The 17461-nt window shown below is 61.3% G+C and carries 17 protein-coding genes; 2 read left to right on the top strand and 15 right to left on the bottom strand.

The annotated features are described in order from the left end of the window. Window positions 1–28 precede the first annotated feature (28 nt). The 8 genes from ACH6CX_RS04740 to ffh form a co-directional block, all read right to left on the bottom strand. Window positions 29–1354: a homoserine dehydrogenase gene (locus tag ACH6CX_RS04740; protein WP_396675186.1), complete on the bottom strand. Its 1326-nt coding sequence runs from the start codon at window positions 1352–1354 to the stop codon at window positions 29–31. 355 nt (window positions 1355–1709) lie between these two features. Then, window positions 1710–2456: a DsbC family protein gene (locus tag ACH6CX_RS04735; protein WP_232941582.1), complete on the bottom strand. Its 747-nt coding sequence runs from the start codon at window positions 2454–2456 to the stop codon at window positions 1710–1712. A 187-nt stretch (window positions 2457–2643) separates the two neighbouring features. After that, window positions 2644–3537 (bottom strand): site-specific tyrosine recombinase XerD, encoded by an 894-nt coding sequence (xerD, locus tag ACH6CX_RS04730; RefSeq protein WP_232941581.1) that lies wholly within the window; start codon window positions 3535–3537, stop codon window positions 2644–2646. A 112-nt stretch (window positions 3538–3649) separates the two neighbouring features. Next, window positions 3650–4000: a 50S ribosomal protein L19 gene (gene rplS, locus ACH6CX_RS04725; protein WP_232941580.1), complete on the bottom strand. Its 351-nt coding sequence runs from the start codon at window positions 3998–4000 to the stop codon at window positions 3650–3652. Window positions 4001–4115: 115 nt separating this feature from the next. After that, window positions 4116–4895 carry a tRNA (guanosine(37)-N1)-methyltransferase TrmD gene (gene trmD, locus ACH6CX_RS04720; protein WP_396674992.1) on the bottom strand — a complete coding sequence of 260 codons (780 nt, stop codon included), beginning with the start codon at window positions 4893–4895 and terminating at the stop codon, window positions 4116–4118. A 4-nt stretch (window positions 4896–4899) separates the two neighbouring features. Beyond that, on the bottom strand, window positions 4900–5439 hold the full coding sequence (gene rimM, locus ACH6CX_RS04715) for a ribosome maturation factor RimM (protein ID WP_232941578.1): 540 nt from the start codon (window positions 5437–5439) through the stop codon (window positions 4900–4902). Window positions 5440–5468: 29 nt separating this feature from the next. Continuing rightward, entirely contained in the window at window positions 5469–5708 is a 240-nt protein-coding gene (gene rpsP / locus ACH6CX_RS04710; RefSeq protein ID WP_232941577.1) for a 30S ribosomal protein S16, read from the bottom strand. Window positions 5709–5886: 178 nt separating this feature from the next. Next, window positions 5887–7302 (bottom strand): signal recognition particle protein, encoded by a 1416-nt coding sequence (gene ffh / locus ACH6CX_RS04705; protein WP_232941576.1) that lies wholly within the window; start codon window positions 7300–7302, stop codon window positions 5887–5889. Window positions 7303–7524: 222 nt separating this feature from the next. Between ffh and ACH6CX_RS04700 the strand changes: the two genes are divergently transcribed. Next, the gene (locus tag ACH6CX_RS04700; protein WP_232941575.1) at window positions 7525–8325 is read left to right on the top strand and encodes an inner membrane protein YpjD; all 801 of its coding nucleotides are present in this window, start codon (window positions 7525–7527) and stop codon (window positions 8323–8325) included. An 89-nt stretch (window positions 8326–8414) separates the two neighbouring features. Beyond that, a complete protein-coding gene (locus tag ACH6CX_RS04695; RefSeq protein ID WP_232941574.1) occupies window positions 8415–9689 on the top strand; it encodes an HlyC/CorC family transporter in 1275 nt (424 codons plus the stop codon). A gap of 32 nt (window positions 9690–9721) precedes the next feature. On the opposite strand, the gene rnhB is transcribed toward ACH6CX_RS04695, so the two are convergent. The 7 genes from rnhB to bamA all read right to left on the bottom strand — a co-directional run bounded on the left by rnhB (window position 9722) and on the right by bamA (window position 17287). Beyond that, window positions 9722–10318, bottom strand: a complete 597-nt coding sequence (rnhB, locus tag ACH6CX_RS04690) for a ribonuclease HII (protein WP_396675185.1) — start codon at window positions 10316–10318, stop codon at window positions 9722–9724. Window positions 10319–10355: 37 nt separating this feature from the next. Further along, a complete protein-coding gene (gene lpxB, locus ACH6CX_RS04685; protein ID WP_396674988.1) occupies window positions 10356–11546 on the bottom strand; it encodes a lipid-A-disaccharide synthase in 1191 nt (396 codons plus the stop codon). Between the two features lie 51 nt (window positions 11547–11597). Continuing rightward, the gene (lpxA, locus tag ACH6CX_RS04680) at window positions 11598–12377 is read right to left on the bottom strand and encodes an acyl-ACP--UDP-N-acetylglucosamine O-acyltransferase (protein ID WP_232941572.1); all 780 of its coding nucleotides are present in this window, start codon (window positions 12375–12377) and stop codon (window positions 11598–11600) included. 100 nt (window positions 12378–12477) lie between these two features. Then, window positions 12478–12915 (bottom strand): 3-hydroxyacyl-ACP dehydratase FabZ, encoded by a 438-nt coding sequence (gene fabZ / locus ACH6CX_RS04675; RefSeq protein WP_232941571.1) that lies wholly within the window; start codon window positions 12913–12915, stop codon window positions 12478–12480. A 117-nt stretch (window positions 12916–13032) separates the two neighbouring features. Further along, a complete protein-coding gene (gene lpxD, locus ACH6CX_RS04670; protein WP_232941570.1) occupies window positions 13033–14103 on the bottom strand; it encodes a UDP-3-O-(3-hydroxymyristoyl)glucosamine N-acyltransferase in 1071 nt (356 codons plus the stop codon). 19 nt (window positions 14104–14122) lie between these two features. Continuing rightward, entirely contained in the window at window positions 14123–14638 is a 516-nt protein-coding gene (locus ACH6CX_RS04665) for an OmpH family outer membrane protein (RefSeq protein ID WP_232941569.1), read from the bottom strand. 78 nt (window positions 14639–14716) lie between these two features. Next, entirely contained in the window at window positions 14717–17287 is a 2571-nt protein-coding gene (gene bamA / locus ACH6CX_RS04660; protein WP_232941568.1) for an outer membrane protein assembly factor BamA, read from the bottom strand. Between the last annotated feature and the right edge of the window lie 174 nt (window positions 17288–17461).

Below are 17461 nucleotides of genomic sequence, written 5' to 3'. Positions count from 1 at the left end.
AGGTACCGGGGTCGCGGGATGGCCTTTTTCAGCCCAGGGGTTCCACGCGGATGCGCACCACTGCGCCCTCGACCGTGTCCAGGGCTTCAATCTGTGCCACCGCCTCCCGCAGGCGCGCCTCGCGGGCGCGACTGGTGAGGATCACCACCGGCACCAGCGCCTCGCCCTCGGCCGGCTCGTGCTGGATCAGGGCCTCGATGCTGATGCCCTGGTCACTGCAGATACTGGCCACCTGCGACATCACGCCGGGCTTGTCGTGGGCGGAAATGCGCAGGTAGTAACTGGTCACCACCTCGTCCATGGGCAGTACGTCGGTATTCCCCTGGCTGTCGCGGGTCACGCCTGCCAGCGGCACCCTTTCCTCGGGCCGGGATTCCAGTGTCCGCGCCACATCCACGATATCGGCGATCACCGCCGAGGCGGTGGCCTCATCGCCGGCACCGGCACCGTAGTAAAGTGTCGGACCCACGGCGTCGCCGCTCACGAGCACGGCGTTCATCACCCCGTTCACATTGGCAATCAGGCGCCGCTGGGGGATCAGGGTGGGATGCACTCGCAGCTCCACCCCCTTGTCGGTTCCGCGCGCGATACCCAGGTGCTTGATCCGGTAACCCAGCTCATCGGCGTAACGGATATCCTCACTGGAAACCCCGCTGATACCCTCGGTGTATACCTTGTCGAACGCCAGCGGCATGCCGAATGCCAGCGATGCCATGATCACCAGCTTGTGGGCGGCATCGATGCCCTCCACGTCAAACGTTGGGTCTGCCTCGGCATAACCCAGCTCCTGCGCCTGGCACAGGGCCTCGTCGAAGCTGCGGCCCTTCTCCCGCATCTCGGTCAGGATGTAGTTGCCGGTGCCATTGATAATTCCCGCCAGCCACTCGATGCGGTTGCCCACCAGGCCCTCACGCAGCGACTTGATGATCGGGATACCCCCGGCCACCGCCGCCTCGTAGGCGATGGTGACACCCTGCTCCGCCGCCGCGGCAAACAGCTCATTGCCGTGCTCGGCGATCAGAGCCTTGTTGGCCGTGACCACATGCTTGCCATTGGCAACCGCCGCCAGCACCAGCTCGCGGGCCACGGTAGTGCCGCCGATCAGTTCCACCAGCACATCGACATCCGGGTTGCTGGCGACATCGAATATCTCCCGGGAGATATTGATACCACTGATGTCACAGGCGGGATTATCCCGCCGCGCGCCGATCTGCACGATTTCCACCGGGCGCCCACAGCGCGCGGCAATGGCCTCACGGTTACGCGCCATGACATTGACGGTGCCGCTGCCCACAGTGCCCAGGCCACAGATGCCAATACGCACCGCGCGGCGAGGCTCGCCGGCAGGTTTCAGGGGGGTGACAGACGTGGTTTCTTCAACGGTTGCGCTCACAACTTCCCTCCGCGCAATCGGCCCGCGGTGACGCCCGGAGCCGCGCACTGACTGGCGGGCTGCCGGTGCCGGGCCAGGCAACAGCGCAATAAGTGTTTCTCAAATCGATAAAAGGACGACAACATTACCGAGAAAATGGCTAAATTGTCAATAAAATTGCGCGACGGGCAGGCTCCCCCGCCTCGTCTCGCAGACGCTTCAGCGGGTGCTCCCACAGGCCTCCCACTGCAAGCCTGACCGCCCCGGGCAGATATAAAAAAGGCGCCCGCCGGCTGCGACCGGGGGCGCCCTTCTCTCGGGACAGGGACCGGTCGGATCAGATACCCAGGGCCTTGGCCATGGTGGCCGGCGGCACATAGCCGGGCACTACGGTACCGTCCGGCATCACGATGGTCGGTGTACCGCGCACGTCGATCACCTCGTTGCCCAGCTTGTACTGCTCGGCGACCGGGTTGTCGTTGCAGACCTTGAGGGAGACGTTCTCACGGTTCTTGAGGGCGGTCAGGGTCTTGTTGCGGTCGTCGGCGCACCATGCAGTCGCAATCTTGCGGTAGCCGAGGGAGTTCAGTCCGCCACGGGGGAATGCCAGGTAGCGCACCTCGATACCGCGCTTGTTCAGTTCCGGTACGTCCTGGTGCAGCTTGCGGCAGTAACCACAGTCCACATCGGTAAACACATAAACGTGGGTCTTGGTCTCGCCCTTTGGGGAGAAGACGATCATGTCGTCGGTATCCAATGCCTCCAATACCTGGGCACGCTGCTTGCCGCGACGCTGCTCGGACAGGTTTACCAGCTCACCGGTCTTGACCTGGAAAAGATCACCATAAACAAAGTGACTGCCATCTTTGGACACATACAGGGTGGTGTTGCCGTCGACCTCGATTTCATAGAGACCGGCGATGGGGCTTTCGGTCACCTCGCCGTAACTGGCCTTGGGATTGGCTGACTGCAGCTTCGCCTTGATGGCCTTGGCCACGTTCGCGTCCACCTCGGCCTGGGCACCCTGCACCAGCAGGCCCAACAGTGCGCCGACCAGGATCAGCGGCTTTCTTATCAGCGTCATTCTCACAATTTCCTCAGTCTCTTTATTCGCTTCGACTCACCGGACCCTCCCGGGTTCCAGCCAGTATGGCATGGTTCCGCGTCAATCGTTGTCCATGGCGCGTTTTACAATATTCGCCGCATCTATACCACCGTGCGGCGACAGAATCCGGAAATTCCACGCCGAATCACCGGGCTGCCGGGCCCGATCACCCGCGGGGATGATGCTCCCGGTGCAGGGACTTGAGCCGCGCCTGTGCCACATGGGTGTATATCTGGGTGGTGGACAGGTCGCTGTGGCCCAGCAGCAGCTGCACCACGCGCAGGTCGGCACCGTGATTGAGCAAATGGGTGGCGAATGCGTGGCGCAGGGTGTGGGGCGACAGCGGCTTCTCGATGCCTGCTGCAGCGGCCCAGTGCTTTACCCGGTACCAGAAGGTCTGGCGGGTCATGGGGCGCCCCTTGCGCCCCGGGAAACAGGTATCACTCTCTCCCGGGGGCAGGAGGTTGGGGCGCACCTGCGCCAGGTAGCGCTGCATCCAGCCCTGCGCGGCCTCTCCCAGCGGGACCAGCCTCTCCTTGCCCCCCTTGCCGAATACACGCACCACACCCTGCCGCAGGTTCACCTGGCTAACCCGCAGCTCCACCAGTTCGGTCACCCGCAGGCCACAGGCGTACAACAGCTCCAGCATGGTGCGGTCGCGCTGGCCGATATCGCTGTCCAGGTCTGGCGCTTCCAGCAGGGCCTCCACGTCCGCTTCGGACAGGGACTTGGGCAGGGGTTTGGGCAATTTCGGGTTTTCCACCAGCGCTACCGGATCCTCCTGCACCAGCCCCTGGCGCAGGCAGTACTGGTAAAAGCTGCGCAGGGCCGCCAGGGCCCGCGCGCTGGAGCGGGCCGAGTGCCCGGCGCGATGGCGCTGCCCGAGGTAGGCCAGCACCTCGGCGCCACCGCAGGAGAGCAACCCGGTGCGACAGGCGGCCGCAAACGCCCTCAGGTCGCGGCCGTAAGCCGCCCGCGTATGCTCACTGGCACCGCGCTCGGCCCAGAGCATATCCAGCCAGGACTCGATCAACCGCTGTTGTTCGGGGGAGGTTTCCATGGGCGTATTAAACCACAGCGGCCATCGCCGCAGGCGCACCCGAATACCGGGCATAAAAAAACCGGGGCTTTTGCCCCGGTTTTTCGCGTAACCGCTTATCGAGAAAATGCCCTTAGTTGAGCTTTTCCTTGATGCGCGCGGCCTTACCAGTCAGGTTGCGCAGGTAGTACAGCTTGGCCTGGCGCACGTCACCGCGACGCTTGACCTGGACGCTGTCGACCAGCGGGCTGTGGGTCTGGAAGGTACGCTCAACGCCAACACCGTGGGATACCTTGCGCACGGTGAAGGAGGAGTTCAGGCCGCGATTGCGCTTGCCGATCACCACACCTTCGAACGCCTGCAGACGCTCGCGGTTACCTTCCTTTACTTTTACCTGGACAACGACGGTGTCGCCCGGGGCAAAAGGAGGAACTTCGCTCTTCAGCTGTTCCTGTTCCAGCTGCTGGATGATTTTATTGGTCATTTGGACTTCTCCCAAATACAGATATGTAGCTTCTCAGCTAGGCTGCCGAATTACTCTCGCCTCCCGGCGAATTCGACCTGTCAATGCGATCCGCGACAGTGTCGCGAACCCGTGTTCAATGCTCTTCAGTGCCAGTGCCGGCATTCTGCTCGCACCGGATCTGCTCCAGAAGGGCAGCTTGCTCCCCTGTCAGCTCGATGCGCTCGAGCAGGTCGGGCCGCCTCTGGCTGGTGCGCGCCAGGGCCTGCTTGAGGCGCCAGCGCCGAATTTTCTCGTGGTTGCCGGACAACAGCACCTCCGGCACCGACCGTCCCCGGTATTCCTCGGGACGGGTATAGTGCGGACAGTCCAGCAGCCCCTGGGCGAAGGAGTCCTCCGCCGCCGACTGATCGTGCCCGAGGGCCCCGGGAATCAGCCGCGTGACAGCATCCACCATCACCATGGCGGCCAGCTCGCCACCACTTAAAACATAGTCACCGATCGACCACTCTTCGTCGATCAGGGTCTCGACGATACGCTCGTCGATACCCTCATAGCGCCCCGCCAGCAACACCAGGTTGCCCGCGTCGGCGAGCTCCTCGACACCGCCCTGGTCCAGCGGCCGGCCCTGCGGCGACAGGTAGATGGAGCGGGCACTTGCGCCGCCCTCTTCTGCCCACGCTCGCGCGGCAGCCAGCGCCTGGTAGAGCGGCTCTGCCAGCATCACCATGCCCGGGCCACCGCCATAGGGCCGGTCGTCCACGGTACGGTGCCGGTCGCTGGTGAAATCCCGGGGATTCCAGCAGCGCACCTCCAGCAGGCCATCCCTCACTGCCCGGCCGCTGATGCCGTATTCAGTCAGGGCGGCAAACATCTCCGGGAAGATGCTCACCAGCGCGATACGCCGGGCACTCATGGCGCTAGAATTCCGGATCCCAGTCGACGGTAATCACACCGGCGTCCAGGTCGATATCGGTAATGTACTCACCCGGCAGGAACGGGATCAGGCGTTCACGCCCGTCCTTTCCGCCCCGCACGACCAGGACATCGTTGGCCCCGGTCTCCATCAGGCGCTCCACCTTACCCAGATCGTGCTCGGCATCGCCAAACTGGCTGATCACCGCGAGCCCTTCGAGCTGGTGCCAGTAGTACTCACCCTCGGCCAGTGATGGCATCTGCGCACTGCTCACCGCGATATCGCGCTGGCAGAAACGGGCGGCGAGGTCGCGATCATCCACACCCTTGATATGGACAACCAGGCCCTTACCGTGGCGGCGACCGCCATCTATCTGCAGCGGCTCCCAACCGTCGCCATCCTGCAGCCACCAGTCGTGGAATTGCAGAATATTGTCCATCGGCTCGGTAAAGGAATGCACCTTCACCCAACCGCGCACACCATAGACGGAGGTAATGCGCCCGACCGTGACCAGTTCACCGGAATGGGATCTGTTCTCCGTCACGGGCGCTCTCTCTGCGTTACCGACCTGGTTCAGGCGGATTCTTTCAGCAGCTTGCTGACGCGATCGGAAACCTGGGCGCCCTGGCTAACCCAGTAGTCGACGCGGTCGCGCTCAACGCGCAGGCGCTCTTCCTGACCACGGGCGACCGGGTTGAAAAAGCCGACGCGCTCGATAAAACGACCGTCGCGGGATTTGCGGCTGTCGGTCACAGTCAGGTGATAAAACGGGCGCTTCTTAGCACCGGCACGAGCCAAACGAATGGTTACCATGTAGCTTTCCTGTAAGTTCAATACTGGGCGGTCGCGATTCACGACCACCAACAACAACTAGCCGGCAGCTCACCCGGCTGAAAGGCGGCGTATTCTAATGTACCGCCCGATATTTGTATAGCGCTTAACACGCTGTCGGATAAGGTTTTTCCGCGGTCCCGCGATTACCGCCCGGACCCTACTTCTTGCGGAAGCCCGGAGGCAGGCCGCCGGGCATGCCGCCCATACCACCCATGCCGCCACCACCGCCCATGCCCGGCATGCCACCCATGCCACGCATCAGCTTGCCCATACCGCCGCCCTTGAGCTTTTTCATCATCTTGCCCATCTGCTTGTGCTGCTTGAGCAGGCGGTTGAGGTCCTGGACCTGGGTGCCGGAACCGGCGGTGATACGGCGCTTGCGCGAGCCGTTGAGGATATCGGGGTTGCGACGCTCGGCAGGGGTCATGGAGCTGATGATGGCATCCATACGCTTGAACTCCTTGCCCATGTCAGCCTGCTGGGCCATCTGGGCCATATTGCCCATTCCCGGCATCTTCTCCATCAGGGAGCCCAGACCACCCATATTCTGCATCTGCTGCAACTGGTCGCGCAGGTCTTCCAGGTCGAAGCCCTTGCCCTTCTGCACTTTCTTGACCAGTTTCTCCGCCTTGCCCCGGTCGATGGTCTGCTCGGCCTGCTCGATCAGCGAGAGAATATCGCCCATCCCCAGGATACGGGAGGCAATACGGTCCGGGTGGAAGGTTTCCAGTGCATCGGTCTTCTCCCCCACACCGATGAACTTGATCGGCTTGCCGGTCACATGGCGCACGGACAGTGCCGCACCGCCACGGGCATCACCGTCGGCCTTGGTCAGGATCACGCCCGTCAGCGGCAGTGCGTCATTGAAAGCGCTGGCGGTATTGACGGCATCCTGGCCGATCATAGCATCAATCACGAACAGGGTTTCCGCCGGGTCCAGCGCCCCGTGCAGCTCACGGATTTCCCCCATCAGCTCTTCATCAATATGCAGGCGGCCGGCGGTATCCACGATCAGCACATCGGCAAACTGGCGCCGCGCCGCGTCCATCGCACTGCGCGCGATATCCAGCGGCTTGTCCTCCGGGGCGGACGGGTGAAACAGTGCACCCACCTCGCCGGCGAGGGTTTCCAGCTGGTTGATGGCCGCAGGACGGTAGACGTCCGCACTGACCACCATCACCTTCTTCTTCTCGCGCTCCTGAAGGTACTTGGCCAGCTTGGCCACGCTGGTGGTCTTACCCGCACCCTGCAGGCCGGCCATCAGGATAACGGCCGGGGGCTGCACGGCCAGGTTCAGCGGGGTTGCCGCCTCGCCCATGACCTGGACCAGCTCGTCCTGCACGATCTTGACGAACTGCTGGCCCGGATTCAGCGACTTGCTGACCTTCTGGCCCACGGCAGCGGTCCGCACCTGCTGCACGAAAGCCTTGACCACCGGCAGCGCCACGTCCGCCTCCAGCAGGGCCTTTCGCACCTCGCGCAGTGTGTCGCGGATATTGTCATCCGTCAGGCGCGCTTTACCGGTGACCTTTTTCAGGGCCGTCGAGAGGCGATCACTCAGGTTGTCGAACATATGTACGTCTCGATCTCTTTCTGGACCGGCCGGTCAACCCGGACCGGCCTGTGCGATATACCAGAACTCCCTCCTAACGAAGGCAGCTCCACAATGTCTGGGGCGCGGCAGTATAGCCCAGGAGCCCCCACAGCAGAAATACCGCCAGCGGGACACAGGCTTTCCAGTACCGGCGCGCTGTGCCACACTGCCGCCCTATCATAATGACAGACGGATTTATCGATGGCGGCAATCGCCCACTGGACGGCAATCCTGCTTTACCTGGCCACGACTGTCGTGGCCGCACAGACGGTTTTCCGGCAACACCGCAGCCGCAACCCGCTGCTGCTGGTGCTGCTCGCCGGCGCCCTTATAGCGCACGCCCTGTCACTGTCCTTTAACCTGGTCACCGCCGGTGGCTACCGCTTTGACCTGTTGGCCATGTTGTCCCTGGTCGCCTGGATCGTGAACCTGCTGATCCTGGTACTGGCCTGCCGCCACCCACTGACCCTGCTGATCCTGATCATGGCCCCGCTGGGCGCGCTGGCAGAACTCAGTGCCGTGCACTCCTGGGGCAATGTAGCACCGCGCCAGCAGCTGTCTCCCGGAATCGCCCTGCACGCACTACTGTCCGTTTCCGCCTACTCCCTGCTTGCCCTGGCCACCCTGCAGGCGATTTACCTGCACTTTCTCAACCAGCAGCTGCACAATCACCGTCCCGGCGGTGTCAGCCGGTTCCTGCCACCGCTGCAGACCATGGAATCCCTGCTGTTCGGACTGGTAGCCTTTGGCCAGCTGCTGTTGACAGCCTCGCTGGTCACCGGCTTCGTGTTCCTGGATAACCTGTTCGAGCACGGGCTGATGCACAAGACCACGCTGTCGCTGGTGGCCTGGGTGCTCTACAGCATCCTGCTGTGGGGGCACTGGCGGCTGGGCTGGCGCGGCAACACCGCCGTGCGCTGGACCCTGACGGCATTCGCCATCCTGCTGCTGGCTTACTTCGGCAGCAAGCTGGTGCTGGAGGTCATTCTCCAGCGCAGCTGAGGTAAATTGTGCCCCACGCCGCGGGCTGTGCTTGCGGCGCGGGAAATTCTGTTTCAATATCCCGGTTCGCAAATAACAAGAGCTCTCCCTTGAACGAGATACCCCCCGGCCTGCTGTTTAGCCTGCTGGCTGTGCTGATTGTCATTTCCGCGTTTTTCTCCAGCTCCGAAACCAGCATGATGGCGCTGAACCGCTACCGCCTGCGCCACCAGGCCAAGAGCGGCCACCGCGGGGCCAAGCGGGCGATGGAGCTCCTGACCCGGCCCGACAAGCTGATTGGCGTTATCCTGATCGGCAACAACCTGGTGAACATCCTCGCCTCTGTGCTCGCGGGGGTAGTCTTTACCAAGCTATACGGCGATGCCGGCGTCTTCTATGCCACCGCCGTGCTCACCATCGTGATCCTGATCTTTGCCGAGGTCACACCCAAGACCATCGCCGCCCTGCATCCCGAGAAGGTCGCCTTCCCCGCCTCACTGGTCCTGCGCCCGCTGCTGTGGCTACTGGCGCCGGCGGTTTGGCTGGTGGGCAGCGTCTCGAACGGCCTGGCGCGACTGGTCGGCGTAGAGGCCGGGGAACAGGCAGAAGCCGAGCACCTGGCCCCGGAAGAGCTGCGCACAGTGGTATTCGAATCCGGCGCCCTGCTGCCCACCAAGCACAAGGGTATGCTGCTCAATGTACTGGACCTGGACCAGGCCACCGTGGAGGACATCATGATCCCCCGCAACGAGGTGGTGGGCATCGACCTGGAGGACTCCGGTGACGAGATCCTGCAACAGCTGGCGGAGAGCAGCTTTACCCGCCTGCCGGTATACACCGGCGATATCAACCGGGTGGTGGGCATCCTGCACCTGCGCCGGGCCGCGCAGATACTGCGGGAAGGTCCGGCAGCCTTCAATTCCGAGCAATTGAAGTCGTTTACCGACGAGCCCTACTTTGTTCCCGAGGCAACACCACTTCCTACCCTGCTGATGAATTTCCAGAAGAGAAAGCGCCGCATGGGCCTGGTGGTGGACGAGTACGGCGAGGTGATGGGCATCGTCACCCTGGAGGACCTGCTGGAGGAGATCGTGGGGGACTTCACTGCCAGCCCGGTACCCAGCGAGGATGAGGAAATCATCGCCCAGGGGGACGGCTGGTACTCCATCGAGGGAGGCACCTCGATCCGCGATATCAACCGCACCCTGCACTGGGAGCTACCCACCGACGGACCGAAGACATTCAACGGTCTGGCGATGGAGCACCTGGAGAATATCCCCGACGGCAATATCAGCTTCTATATCCTCGATTACCTGGTGGAGATCGAGGAGGTATCCGAGAAAATGATTACCCGCGCCCGGGTCAGGAAGGTTGCCCGCGGCTAGCCGCCAGGCCAGGCTGGCCCCTGAAGGAAGGTTTAAAACTCAATCAAAAGCTGTTTGACCGGCGCGAAACTCTGGCGATGAATCGGCGTCGGCCCATGCTCTTCAAGAGCCATCAGGTGAGCGCGGGTGGGGTAGCCCTTGTGTCCCGCCAGTCCGTAACCCGGGTACCGCTGATCCAACTCGACCATCTCCCGATCTCGGGTAACCTTGGCCAGAATCGATGCCGCGGCAATCGCCTGCACCCTGGCATCCCCCTTGACCACGGTATCGCAAGGGTAATCCCAGTCCGGTTTGCGATTGCCGTCCACCAGCACATACTCCGGCTGCAACGACAGCTGCTCTACCGCCCGTTTCATCGCCAGAAGGCTGGCATGCAGGATATTGAGTTCATCGATCTCGGCCACTGACGCCCTGGCGACAGCAAAACTGAGGGCACGCTCGCGGATCTCATCGAACAACTGCTCGCGGCGTTTTTCGGTCAGCTTCTTGGAATCTGCAACCCCGGGAATAGGCGCCGCCGGATCCAGAATCACAGCTGCGGCCACAACATCACCGGCCAGGGGACCGCGACCGACTTCATCAACGCCCGCCAGCAACTCCCCCTGATAAGCACAGTGATATGGTGCCAGTTCAGCCCCGGCTTTTGATTTTACCGCTGCCACTCGATCAACCTTCCAATTTCTGTTTGTTATCCCGATTATTCTTTGCCTGCGCCAATAGGTCACAGACGGCGTCAGCCGCGCGGGATGACGCATTGCGGCGCAACATCTGGTGCAATTCGGAGAACTCCCGCTGCAGCTGGTCGTACAGAAGTGGATCATCAAAATACTGTAACAGCGCCGCCCCAAGGTTCTCCGGGGTAGCCTGGTCCTGCAGTATTTCCGGAACCAGCTCCCGCTGTGCCAGCAGGTTGGGCAGGGCAACCCAGGGAGTTTTTAGCATGCGGGAAAAAATTGCATACGAAAGCCCGGCCATCTTGTACGCCACCACCATCGGCTTTTTCAGCAGCATGGTCTCCAGGGTGGCGGTGCCCGAGGCAATCAGGACATTATCCGCCGCGGCCAGTGCCGTGTGGGACTGGCCCTGCAGCAGCTGCACGTCGAGATCAGGGTATTTCTCCAGCATCGCGGAGAGTTCGCCATGCCGCGCCTCATTGGCAGCCGGAAGCACAAATTTCAGTTCCGGCCGGCGCTGGCGACACCAGTGCGCCACCTGCAGGAACAGCGGCCCCAGTAATTTCACTTCGCCACCACGACTGCCTGGCAGCAACGCGATTACCCGGTCCTCCGGGCCATAGCCAAGTTCGACGCGCGCGGCCTCAGTATCCGGCTGGAGCGGGATTTCGTCAGCCAGCGGGTGCCCCACAAAGGTTACCGGCACCTGGTGCTCGCGATAGAAATCCGCCTCGAACGGCAACAGGGTCAGCATATGGTCCACGGCCCTGGCGATCTTCTTGATACGCCCGCGCCGCCAGGCCCAGACCGAAGGGCTGACGTAGTGCACGGTGGGGATACCGCCCTCGTGCAGCGACTGCTCCAGGGAGAGATTAAAATCGGGAGAATCTATGCCGATAAATACATCGGGCGGGTTGTCCAGGAAGTGGTCGCGGAGGCTGCGACGAATCCGCAACAGCTCAGGCAGCCGCTTGAGGGGTTCAACCAGCCCCATGACCGACAGCCGCTCCATGGGAAACAGCGACCTGACCCCCTGGGCCTGCATACGTGGGCCGGCGATACCCTCCACCTGGATATCGGGGAATCGCGACTGCAGCTCTGCCACCAGGCCAGCACCGAGGATATCCCCGGATGCCTCCCCGGCGAGTATACCGACGCGCAATGGATGTTCTGGCTTGGTCACGGGCTTAACTTTCTAGGGAGAATATTGGCGCGCTACAGTCCGCAACCCGCATCAGCGGGTAATACCTCGAGAGGAATTCTGCAGGGAATCGATCCAGGGTTGTACCACAGCGGACTGTTCCCGCAATTCAGCCAGCGCCTCCAGGGCTTCCTGAAGGGTGAGGCCGCGGCGGTAAACGATTTTGTAGGCCTTGTTGATCAGGGCGATCTCGTCACGCGAGAAGCCCCTTCGCCGCAGCCCCTCGGCATTGATGGTCTTGGCCTCGGCGGGATTGCCAGCCACCATTACATAGGCGGGCACATCCTTGCCGATTGCCGCCCCCATCCCGGTAAAGGCATGCTCACCGATCGTGCAATGCTGGTGCACAAGGCTGAAGCCGCTGAGAATGGCCCAGTCACGGATTTCAACGTGCCCTGCCAGCGCCACATTGTTGACGAGGATGGTGTGATTACCAATGACACTATCATGACCCACATGGGCATAGGCCATGATCAGGTTGTCGTTGCCGATCGTGGTCTCGCCACGATCCTGGACTGTGCCACGATGGATGGTGACACCCTCGCGGATCACATTATCATCACCGATCACCAGCGTCGTATCCTCGCCCTGGTACTTCTTGTCCGGGGTATCCTGGCCTACGGAGGAAAACTGGTAGATACGGTTGTTCTTTCCCATCCTGGTGGGGCCACTCAGGACCACATGCGAAGCGATGTCGCAGCCATCGCCGATCTCAACACCTGGGCCCACCACGGTGTACGGGCCGATCGACACCCCGGCACCGATGACCGCGGAATCATCGACAATTGCAGTGGGGTGGATATTCGTCTGCATGCTGCGCCTTACTCCCGGAAAAACTCGACCGCCACCCCTGCTGTCCGGGGTGGCATTGCAAGAAACCAAACTGGGGTTTCGACCACCAAGTATAAATCGGTCAGATTTGTTTTACCGCACACAATACATTGGCGGAGGCGGCCAGCTCACCATCCACACTGGATTTACAGGCAAATTTCCAGATGCCGCGGCGTTCCGACACCACCTCGGATTCCAGCTGCAGCTGGTCACCGGGAACCACCTGTCGCTTGAAACGCACATTATCGATACCGGCAAACAGGTAGAGAAAGCCGTCCTCGGGCTTTTGCCCCAGGGTCTTGAACCCCAGGATACCGGATACCTGCGCCATTGCCTCGACGATCATAACACCCGGGAAGATGGGCGCTTCCGGAAAATGACCGTTGAACACCTCTTCATTGACGGAGATGTTCTTATAGCCCTTGATGTATTTTCCCTCTTCCAGCTCCACCACGCGGTCAACCAACAGGAAGGGATAACGGTGAGGCAGGTATTGACGAATCTCGCGCACGTCCATCATGGTAAATGTCCCCAAAAACTACTTCGGGGCGTGATTACGCCCCGAACAACAAAACAATTCTATTGCCCGAATCGCACCGGACGCCTGGACCTGCAAAGCCCGGTTACTCCCGCTGCCTTACTCTCCGTCGCCAGCCTCGGGGCGGCGCGCGGAAAGAACCGCCACCTGCTTCTCGAGCTCCCGCAGGCGACGTGACATCTGGTCCAGCTGTGCATAACGCACTGCATTTCGACGCCAGCTGCGACTGTCAGAAAAAGGCGTGCCGCTTGAATAGGAACCGGCCGATTCGATGGACTTGGTGACCAGCGTCATCGCAGTGACATGTGTGCCATCTGCCACCGTGACATGCCCCACCACCCCGGCACCACCCGCGATCGTACAGTGTTTGCCGATCACAGCGCTGCCGGCGACCGCCGAACAGGCGGCAATGGCTGAGTAGTCACCAATTTGCACATTGTGCGCGATTTGCACCTGGTTGTCGATCTTGACCCCCTGCCCAACCACGGTATTGCCCAGTGCGCCGCGGTCAATACAGGTACAGGCACCAATTTCGACATCATCGCCAATCTCGACACCACCCAGCTGGTGGATCTTCGTCCAGCGCTTCTCATGAGGGGCAAAGCCGAAGCCGTCTGCACCAACCACTGCACCACTGTGAATGATGCATCGATCCCCGATAGCACAACCGTGGTAGACGAAGACACCGGCGTGCAGGCAGGTGCCGTCGCCAATAATGCAGCCCTCTCCCACCGTGGTGTTGGCACCGATAACGACATCGCGACCGATACGGGTGGAAGCGCCGATAACGGCACCGGGACCGATACTCGCGGATGGATCGATGTCGGCTCCCTCGTGCACCGTCGCCGCTGGGTGAATACCCGCGGCCGGCGCGGGAGCGGTATCGTACAGTGCTGTCGCCCGGGCGAAGGCATGGTAGGGCGCCTCCACCACCAGGGCAGACACCGGGCATTCGTCCGCGAGCTCGGCAGTGAGTATCACAGCACAGGCGCGTGTATCGCGCAGGAAGCGGCGATAGTTTGCACTGGCAAGGAAACTTACATCGGAAGGCGCTGCATCCTGCAGCGTGCTCAGCCCACCCGGCACCTCATCGGGGCTCGCCCCGGGCGCCAGGCGCAACTCAGCGCCCAGCCGGGAGGCCAGCTGGGCGAGGGTCAGTTTATCTGTCATGCGCGCAATTCTTGCCGGATTACTTGTCCGCGTTCATGCGCTTGACTACCGCGGCAGTCAGGTCGACATTGGGGCCAGCGAAATAGGCGGAATTTGCGTCCAGCACCAGGTCCAGGCTCTGCTCTTTGATAATGGCTTCCAGGGCACTCTTGGCCTTGGGTGCCATGGTCTTCTGGATCTCCTGGCCGACCTGCCCTTCCATTGCACGCAGCTTCTTGACCGCAGTCTCAAAGTCGGAACGCTTGAAGTTCATCTTGCGCTGGTGCTCGGCCTTCTGCTCTTCGGACCAGGTAACCGCATTCTTCTGCGCATCTTCGGCCAGTTTCTGCACTTCGGCACGAATGGATTCCGCAGTGCTCTGCAGCTGCGAGTACTCGGAGCTGGTCTTGAGCGCGTTAACCTTGGACTTGGCCGCCTCGGTGCTCATGATGGCGGCCTGCAGGTTGAAGACTGCTACCTTGCTCTGTGCCGCGGCAGCCCCGGAAAAAATAATTCCCACAAACAGGACTGCGATAATTTTTACAGATTTAAGCACGTCGGTTTCTCCATTTTTGCTTATTTATACTACACGGCGGCTCTCTTCGACCGCCTCGTTCAAGCCCTGCCCCGGGAATCAGAAACTGTTACCCAGGGAGAACTGGAATACTTCGACCTCGTCCTCGTCGTTCTTCTCCAGCGCCTTCGCCACACTGAATGTCAGTGGGCCAAAACCGGAGATCCAGGTGAGGCCGATACCGGCTGAAACATTCAGCCGCTCAACGTCGACATCGTAGCAGTTCAGCTGAGATTCGCCACAGCTGGTATCAAAGACATTACCCGCATCGATAAAGAACGCGGACTGCATGGAGCGCTGGTCCTTGATGAACGGCAACGGGAAAATCACCTCAGCGCTACCCTCTACGAGGATATTGCCACCGAACGGATCCGGCTCACGGGGGTTCGAGACGACCTCAAGAGCCCCGGTCTCCTCGTTCAGTACGTAACATCTCTCGGCCGCGAAGCCCTCTGCGGTTACCGCACAGGTGGTGGTGTTATAGGGCGTGGGCGGGGTAGAGCGCGGGCCGAGTGAATTGCGCTCAAAGCCGCGTACCGAGCCGAAGCCACCACCGTAGAAGTTCTCGAAGAACGGCAGCTCGGAGGTATCACCAAAGCTGTCAGCGTAACCGAGGCGGGTACGCAGGCGCAGGGTCAGGTTCTTGGTCAGCGGGCGGAAATACTGGCCGGTGTAGATAAACTTGTAGTACTCGAGGTCCCCGCCCGGCACAGCGATTTCCAGGGATGCACGCTGCGACGTACCGCGGGTCGCCAGGATGCCGCGGTTCAGGGTGGAGCGGGCATAGGAGCCGGTTACCGAGAATGTATCAAACTCGTCACCGTTCACGTCCACAAAGCCGTCCAGGTCGGTATTCAGCAGCGACGGATCCAATGGCTGGCTGAGGTCAAGAGCCTCGCCCGCCTCCACAGCGGCAGCCAGCTCTTCATCGATTGTCACGATGTCCGTATCCAGCACCTGCCCATCCACGCCCTCAATCGCGCGGGGGGTCTCACGGATTTCCTTGACCGAATTACTGGCGGTGCCAAGCTCCAGGTGGCTGAAACCGAAATTCAGGCCCACCCGGGAGATTTCCGAAATCGGATAACCAAAATTCAGGCCGGCACCGTAAGTGGTGGTGTTATAGCTCGCCAGGTTGATTTCCGAGTAGTCCCGCTCCTGGTAGAACACATTGAAACCACGGCTCACACCGTCGGGAGTGAAATAGGGATCGGTGTAGGAGAAATTCGCTACCGTCTGGTAACGGGAGGTATTGATGGCGACGCCGACGGATTTACCGGTACCCAGCCAGTTATTCTCCTGCACGTTGGCACCCAGCACGATACCGCTGTCCTGCGCGTAACCCACTGTGCCGCCGATAGTGCCGGAAGGCTGCTCCTCTACCGTGTACTCTACGTCGATCTGGTCGGAGGTACCGGGTACTTCCGTGGTTTCCACCTGCACTTCCTTGAAGTAGCCCAGGCGCTCCAGGCGGACCTTTGACTGCTCGATACGGGCAGAGGACGCAGAAGCGGACTCCATCTGGCGCATTTCGCGGCGCAGTACCTCATCGGAGGTGCGGGTGTTGCCGCGGAAATTGATCCGGCGCACATAAGCGCGCTTGCCCGGGTCGATGAAGAAGGTGACTTTTACCGTCTTGTCTTCCTCGTTGGGCTCGGGCATGCCATTGACCTCAGCAAAGGTATAACCCTCGTTGCCCAGGCGCTTGGTAATGTAATCGGAAGTGGTCGTCATCAGGACCTGGGAGAAGGTCTGGCCCTCGCGAACCAGCAGCAGGCGACGGATCTCCTCCTCGGGCACCACCGGGTCACCGGCCAGGTCCACTTCGCTCACCTTATACACGTCTCCCTCGGAGACATTCACGGTGATGAAAACGCTCTGCTTGTCAGGGCTCAGGGATACCTGGGTGGAATCAATCTTGAATTCCAGGTAGCCGCGGTCCAGGTAAAAGGACTCCAGCCGCTCCAGATCGCCGGTCAGCTTCTCACGGGAATACTTGTCGTCACTGCTGAGCCAGGACAACCAGCCGGTGGTCTGCAACTCAAAGATATCCGCCAGCTCATCATCAGAGAAAGCTTCATTGCCGACAATATTGATGTGCTTGATCGCAGCGACCGAGCCCTCATCAACCACAACCTTCAGTTCCACCTGGTTGCGGGGCAACTCCTTGACCTCGGTGGTGACACTGGCGCCATAACGTCCCTGAGCTACGTACTGTCGCTCCAGTTCCTGCGCCAGGCCCTCGAGGGTGGCACGCTTGAAGATCTGGCCCTCGGCGAGACCGTTCTCCTCCATGCCCTTGAGCAGGTCCTCGGATTTGATCGCCTTGTTACCGGTGAGCTCGATCTTGGAGATGGCGGGCCGCTCGCGAACCGTGATTACCAGGACGCCGCTCTCCCGGCCGATCTGGATATCCTGAAAGTAACCGGTGCGGAACAGTGCGCGGGTCGCGCTCTGGATCTCGAGGCTCTCAATGGTATCCCCCACGCGCACCGGCAGGGCGGCGAAGACCGTGCCAGCCGATACCCGCTGCAGGCCCTCCACGCGAATATCGTTGACCACAAACGACTGGGCAACAGCGGTAATCGGCAGTGCCAACCCCAATGAGGCCGCTTTCAGGAAATCATTCATTAACCAGTTCCAAAGTATTTATTCGCAATTCCACTGGGCCGGGAGAATGCAACCCTGCCCGGCCTGGTCCCGCACCGCCTATGGCAGGGGGATCTCTCGGGGAGCCGCCTTGCCGGCAGGCCCCTCCGCGCCCCCTGGGGGGCTGTCCCTCCCGGTAGCCCGGGCGGGACCAAT

It is taken from the genome of Microbulbifer sp. JSM ZJ756 (assembly GCF_044383805.1).
Taxonomy (GTDB): domain Bacteria; phylum Pseudomonadota; class Gammaproteobacteria; order Pseudomonadales; family Cellvibrionaceae; genus Microbulbifer; species Microbulbifer zhoushanensis.
Note: the sequence above shows the minus strand (reverse complement) of the source record. Positions and strands in the feature narration are given on the sequence as shown.

Excerpts from the sequence above, each read along its gene's own strand:
- ACH6CX_RS04735 (WP_232941582.1), bottom strand. The coding sequence starts at position 2,456 with ATGACGCTGATAAGAAAGCCGCTGATCCTGGTCGGCGCACTGTTGGGC.
- xerD (WP_232941581.1), bottom strand. The coding sequence starts at position 3,537 with ATGGAAACCTCCCCCGAACAACAGCGGTTGATCGAGTCCTGGCTGGAT.
- rplS (WP_232941580.1), bottom strand. The coding sequence starts at position 4,000 with ATGACCAATAAAATCATCCAGCAGCTGGAACAGGAACAGCTGAAGAGC.
- trmD (WP_396674992.1), bottom strand. The coding sequence starts at position 4,895 with ATGAGTGCCCGGCGTATCGCGCTGGTGAGCATCTTCCCGGAGATGTTT.
- rpsP (WP_232941577.1), bottom strand. The coding sequence starts at position 5,708 with ATGGTAACCATTCGTTTGGCTCGTGCCGGTGCTAAGAAGCGCCCGTTT.
- ffh (WP_232941576.1), bottom strand. The coding sequence starts at position 7,302 with ATGTTCGACAACCTGAGTGATCGCCTCTCGACGGCCCTGAAAAAGGTC.
- ACH6CX_RS04700 (WP_232941575.1), top strand. The coding sequence starts at position 7,525 with ATGGCGGCAATCGCCCACTGGACGGCAATCCTGCTTTACCTGGCCACG.
- lpxA (WP_232941572.1), bottom strand. The coding sequence starts at position 12,377 with ATGCAGACGAATATCCACCCCACTGCAATTGTCGATGATTCCGCGGTC.
- fabZ (WP_232941571.1), bottom strand. The coding sequence starts at position 12,915 with ATGATGGACGTGCGCGAGATTCGTCAATACCTGCCTCACCGTTATCCC.
- lpxD (WP_232941570.1), bottom strand. The coding sequence starts at position 14,103 with ATGACAGATAAACTGACCCTCGCCCAGCTGGCCTCCCGGCTGGGCGCT.
- bamA (WP_232941568.1), bottom strand. The coding sequence starts at position 17,287 with ATGAATGATTTCCTGAAAGCGGCCTCATTGGGGTTGGCACTGCCGATT.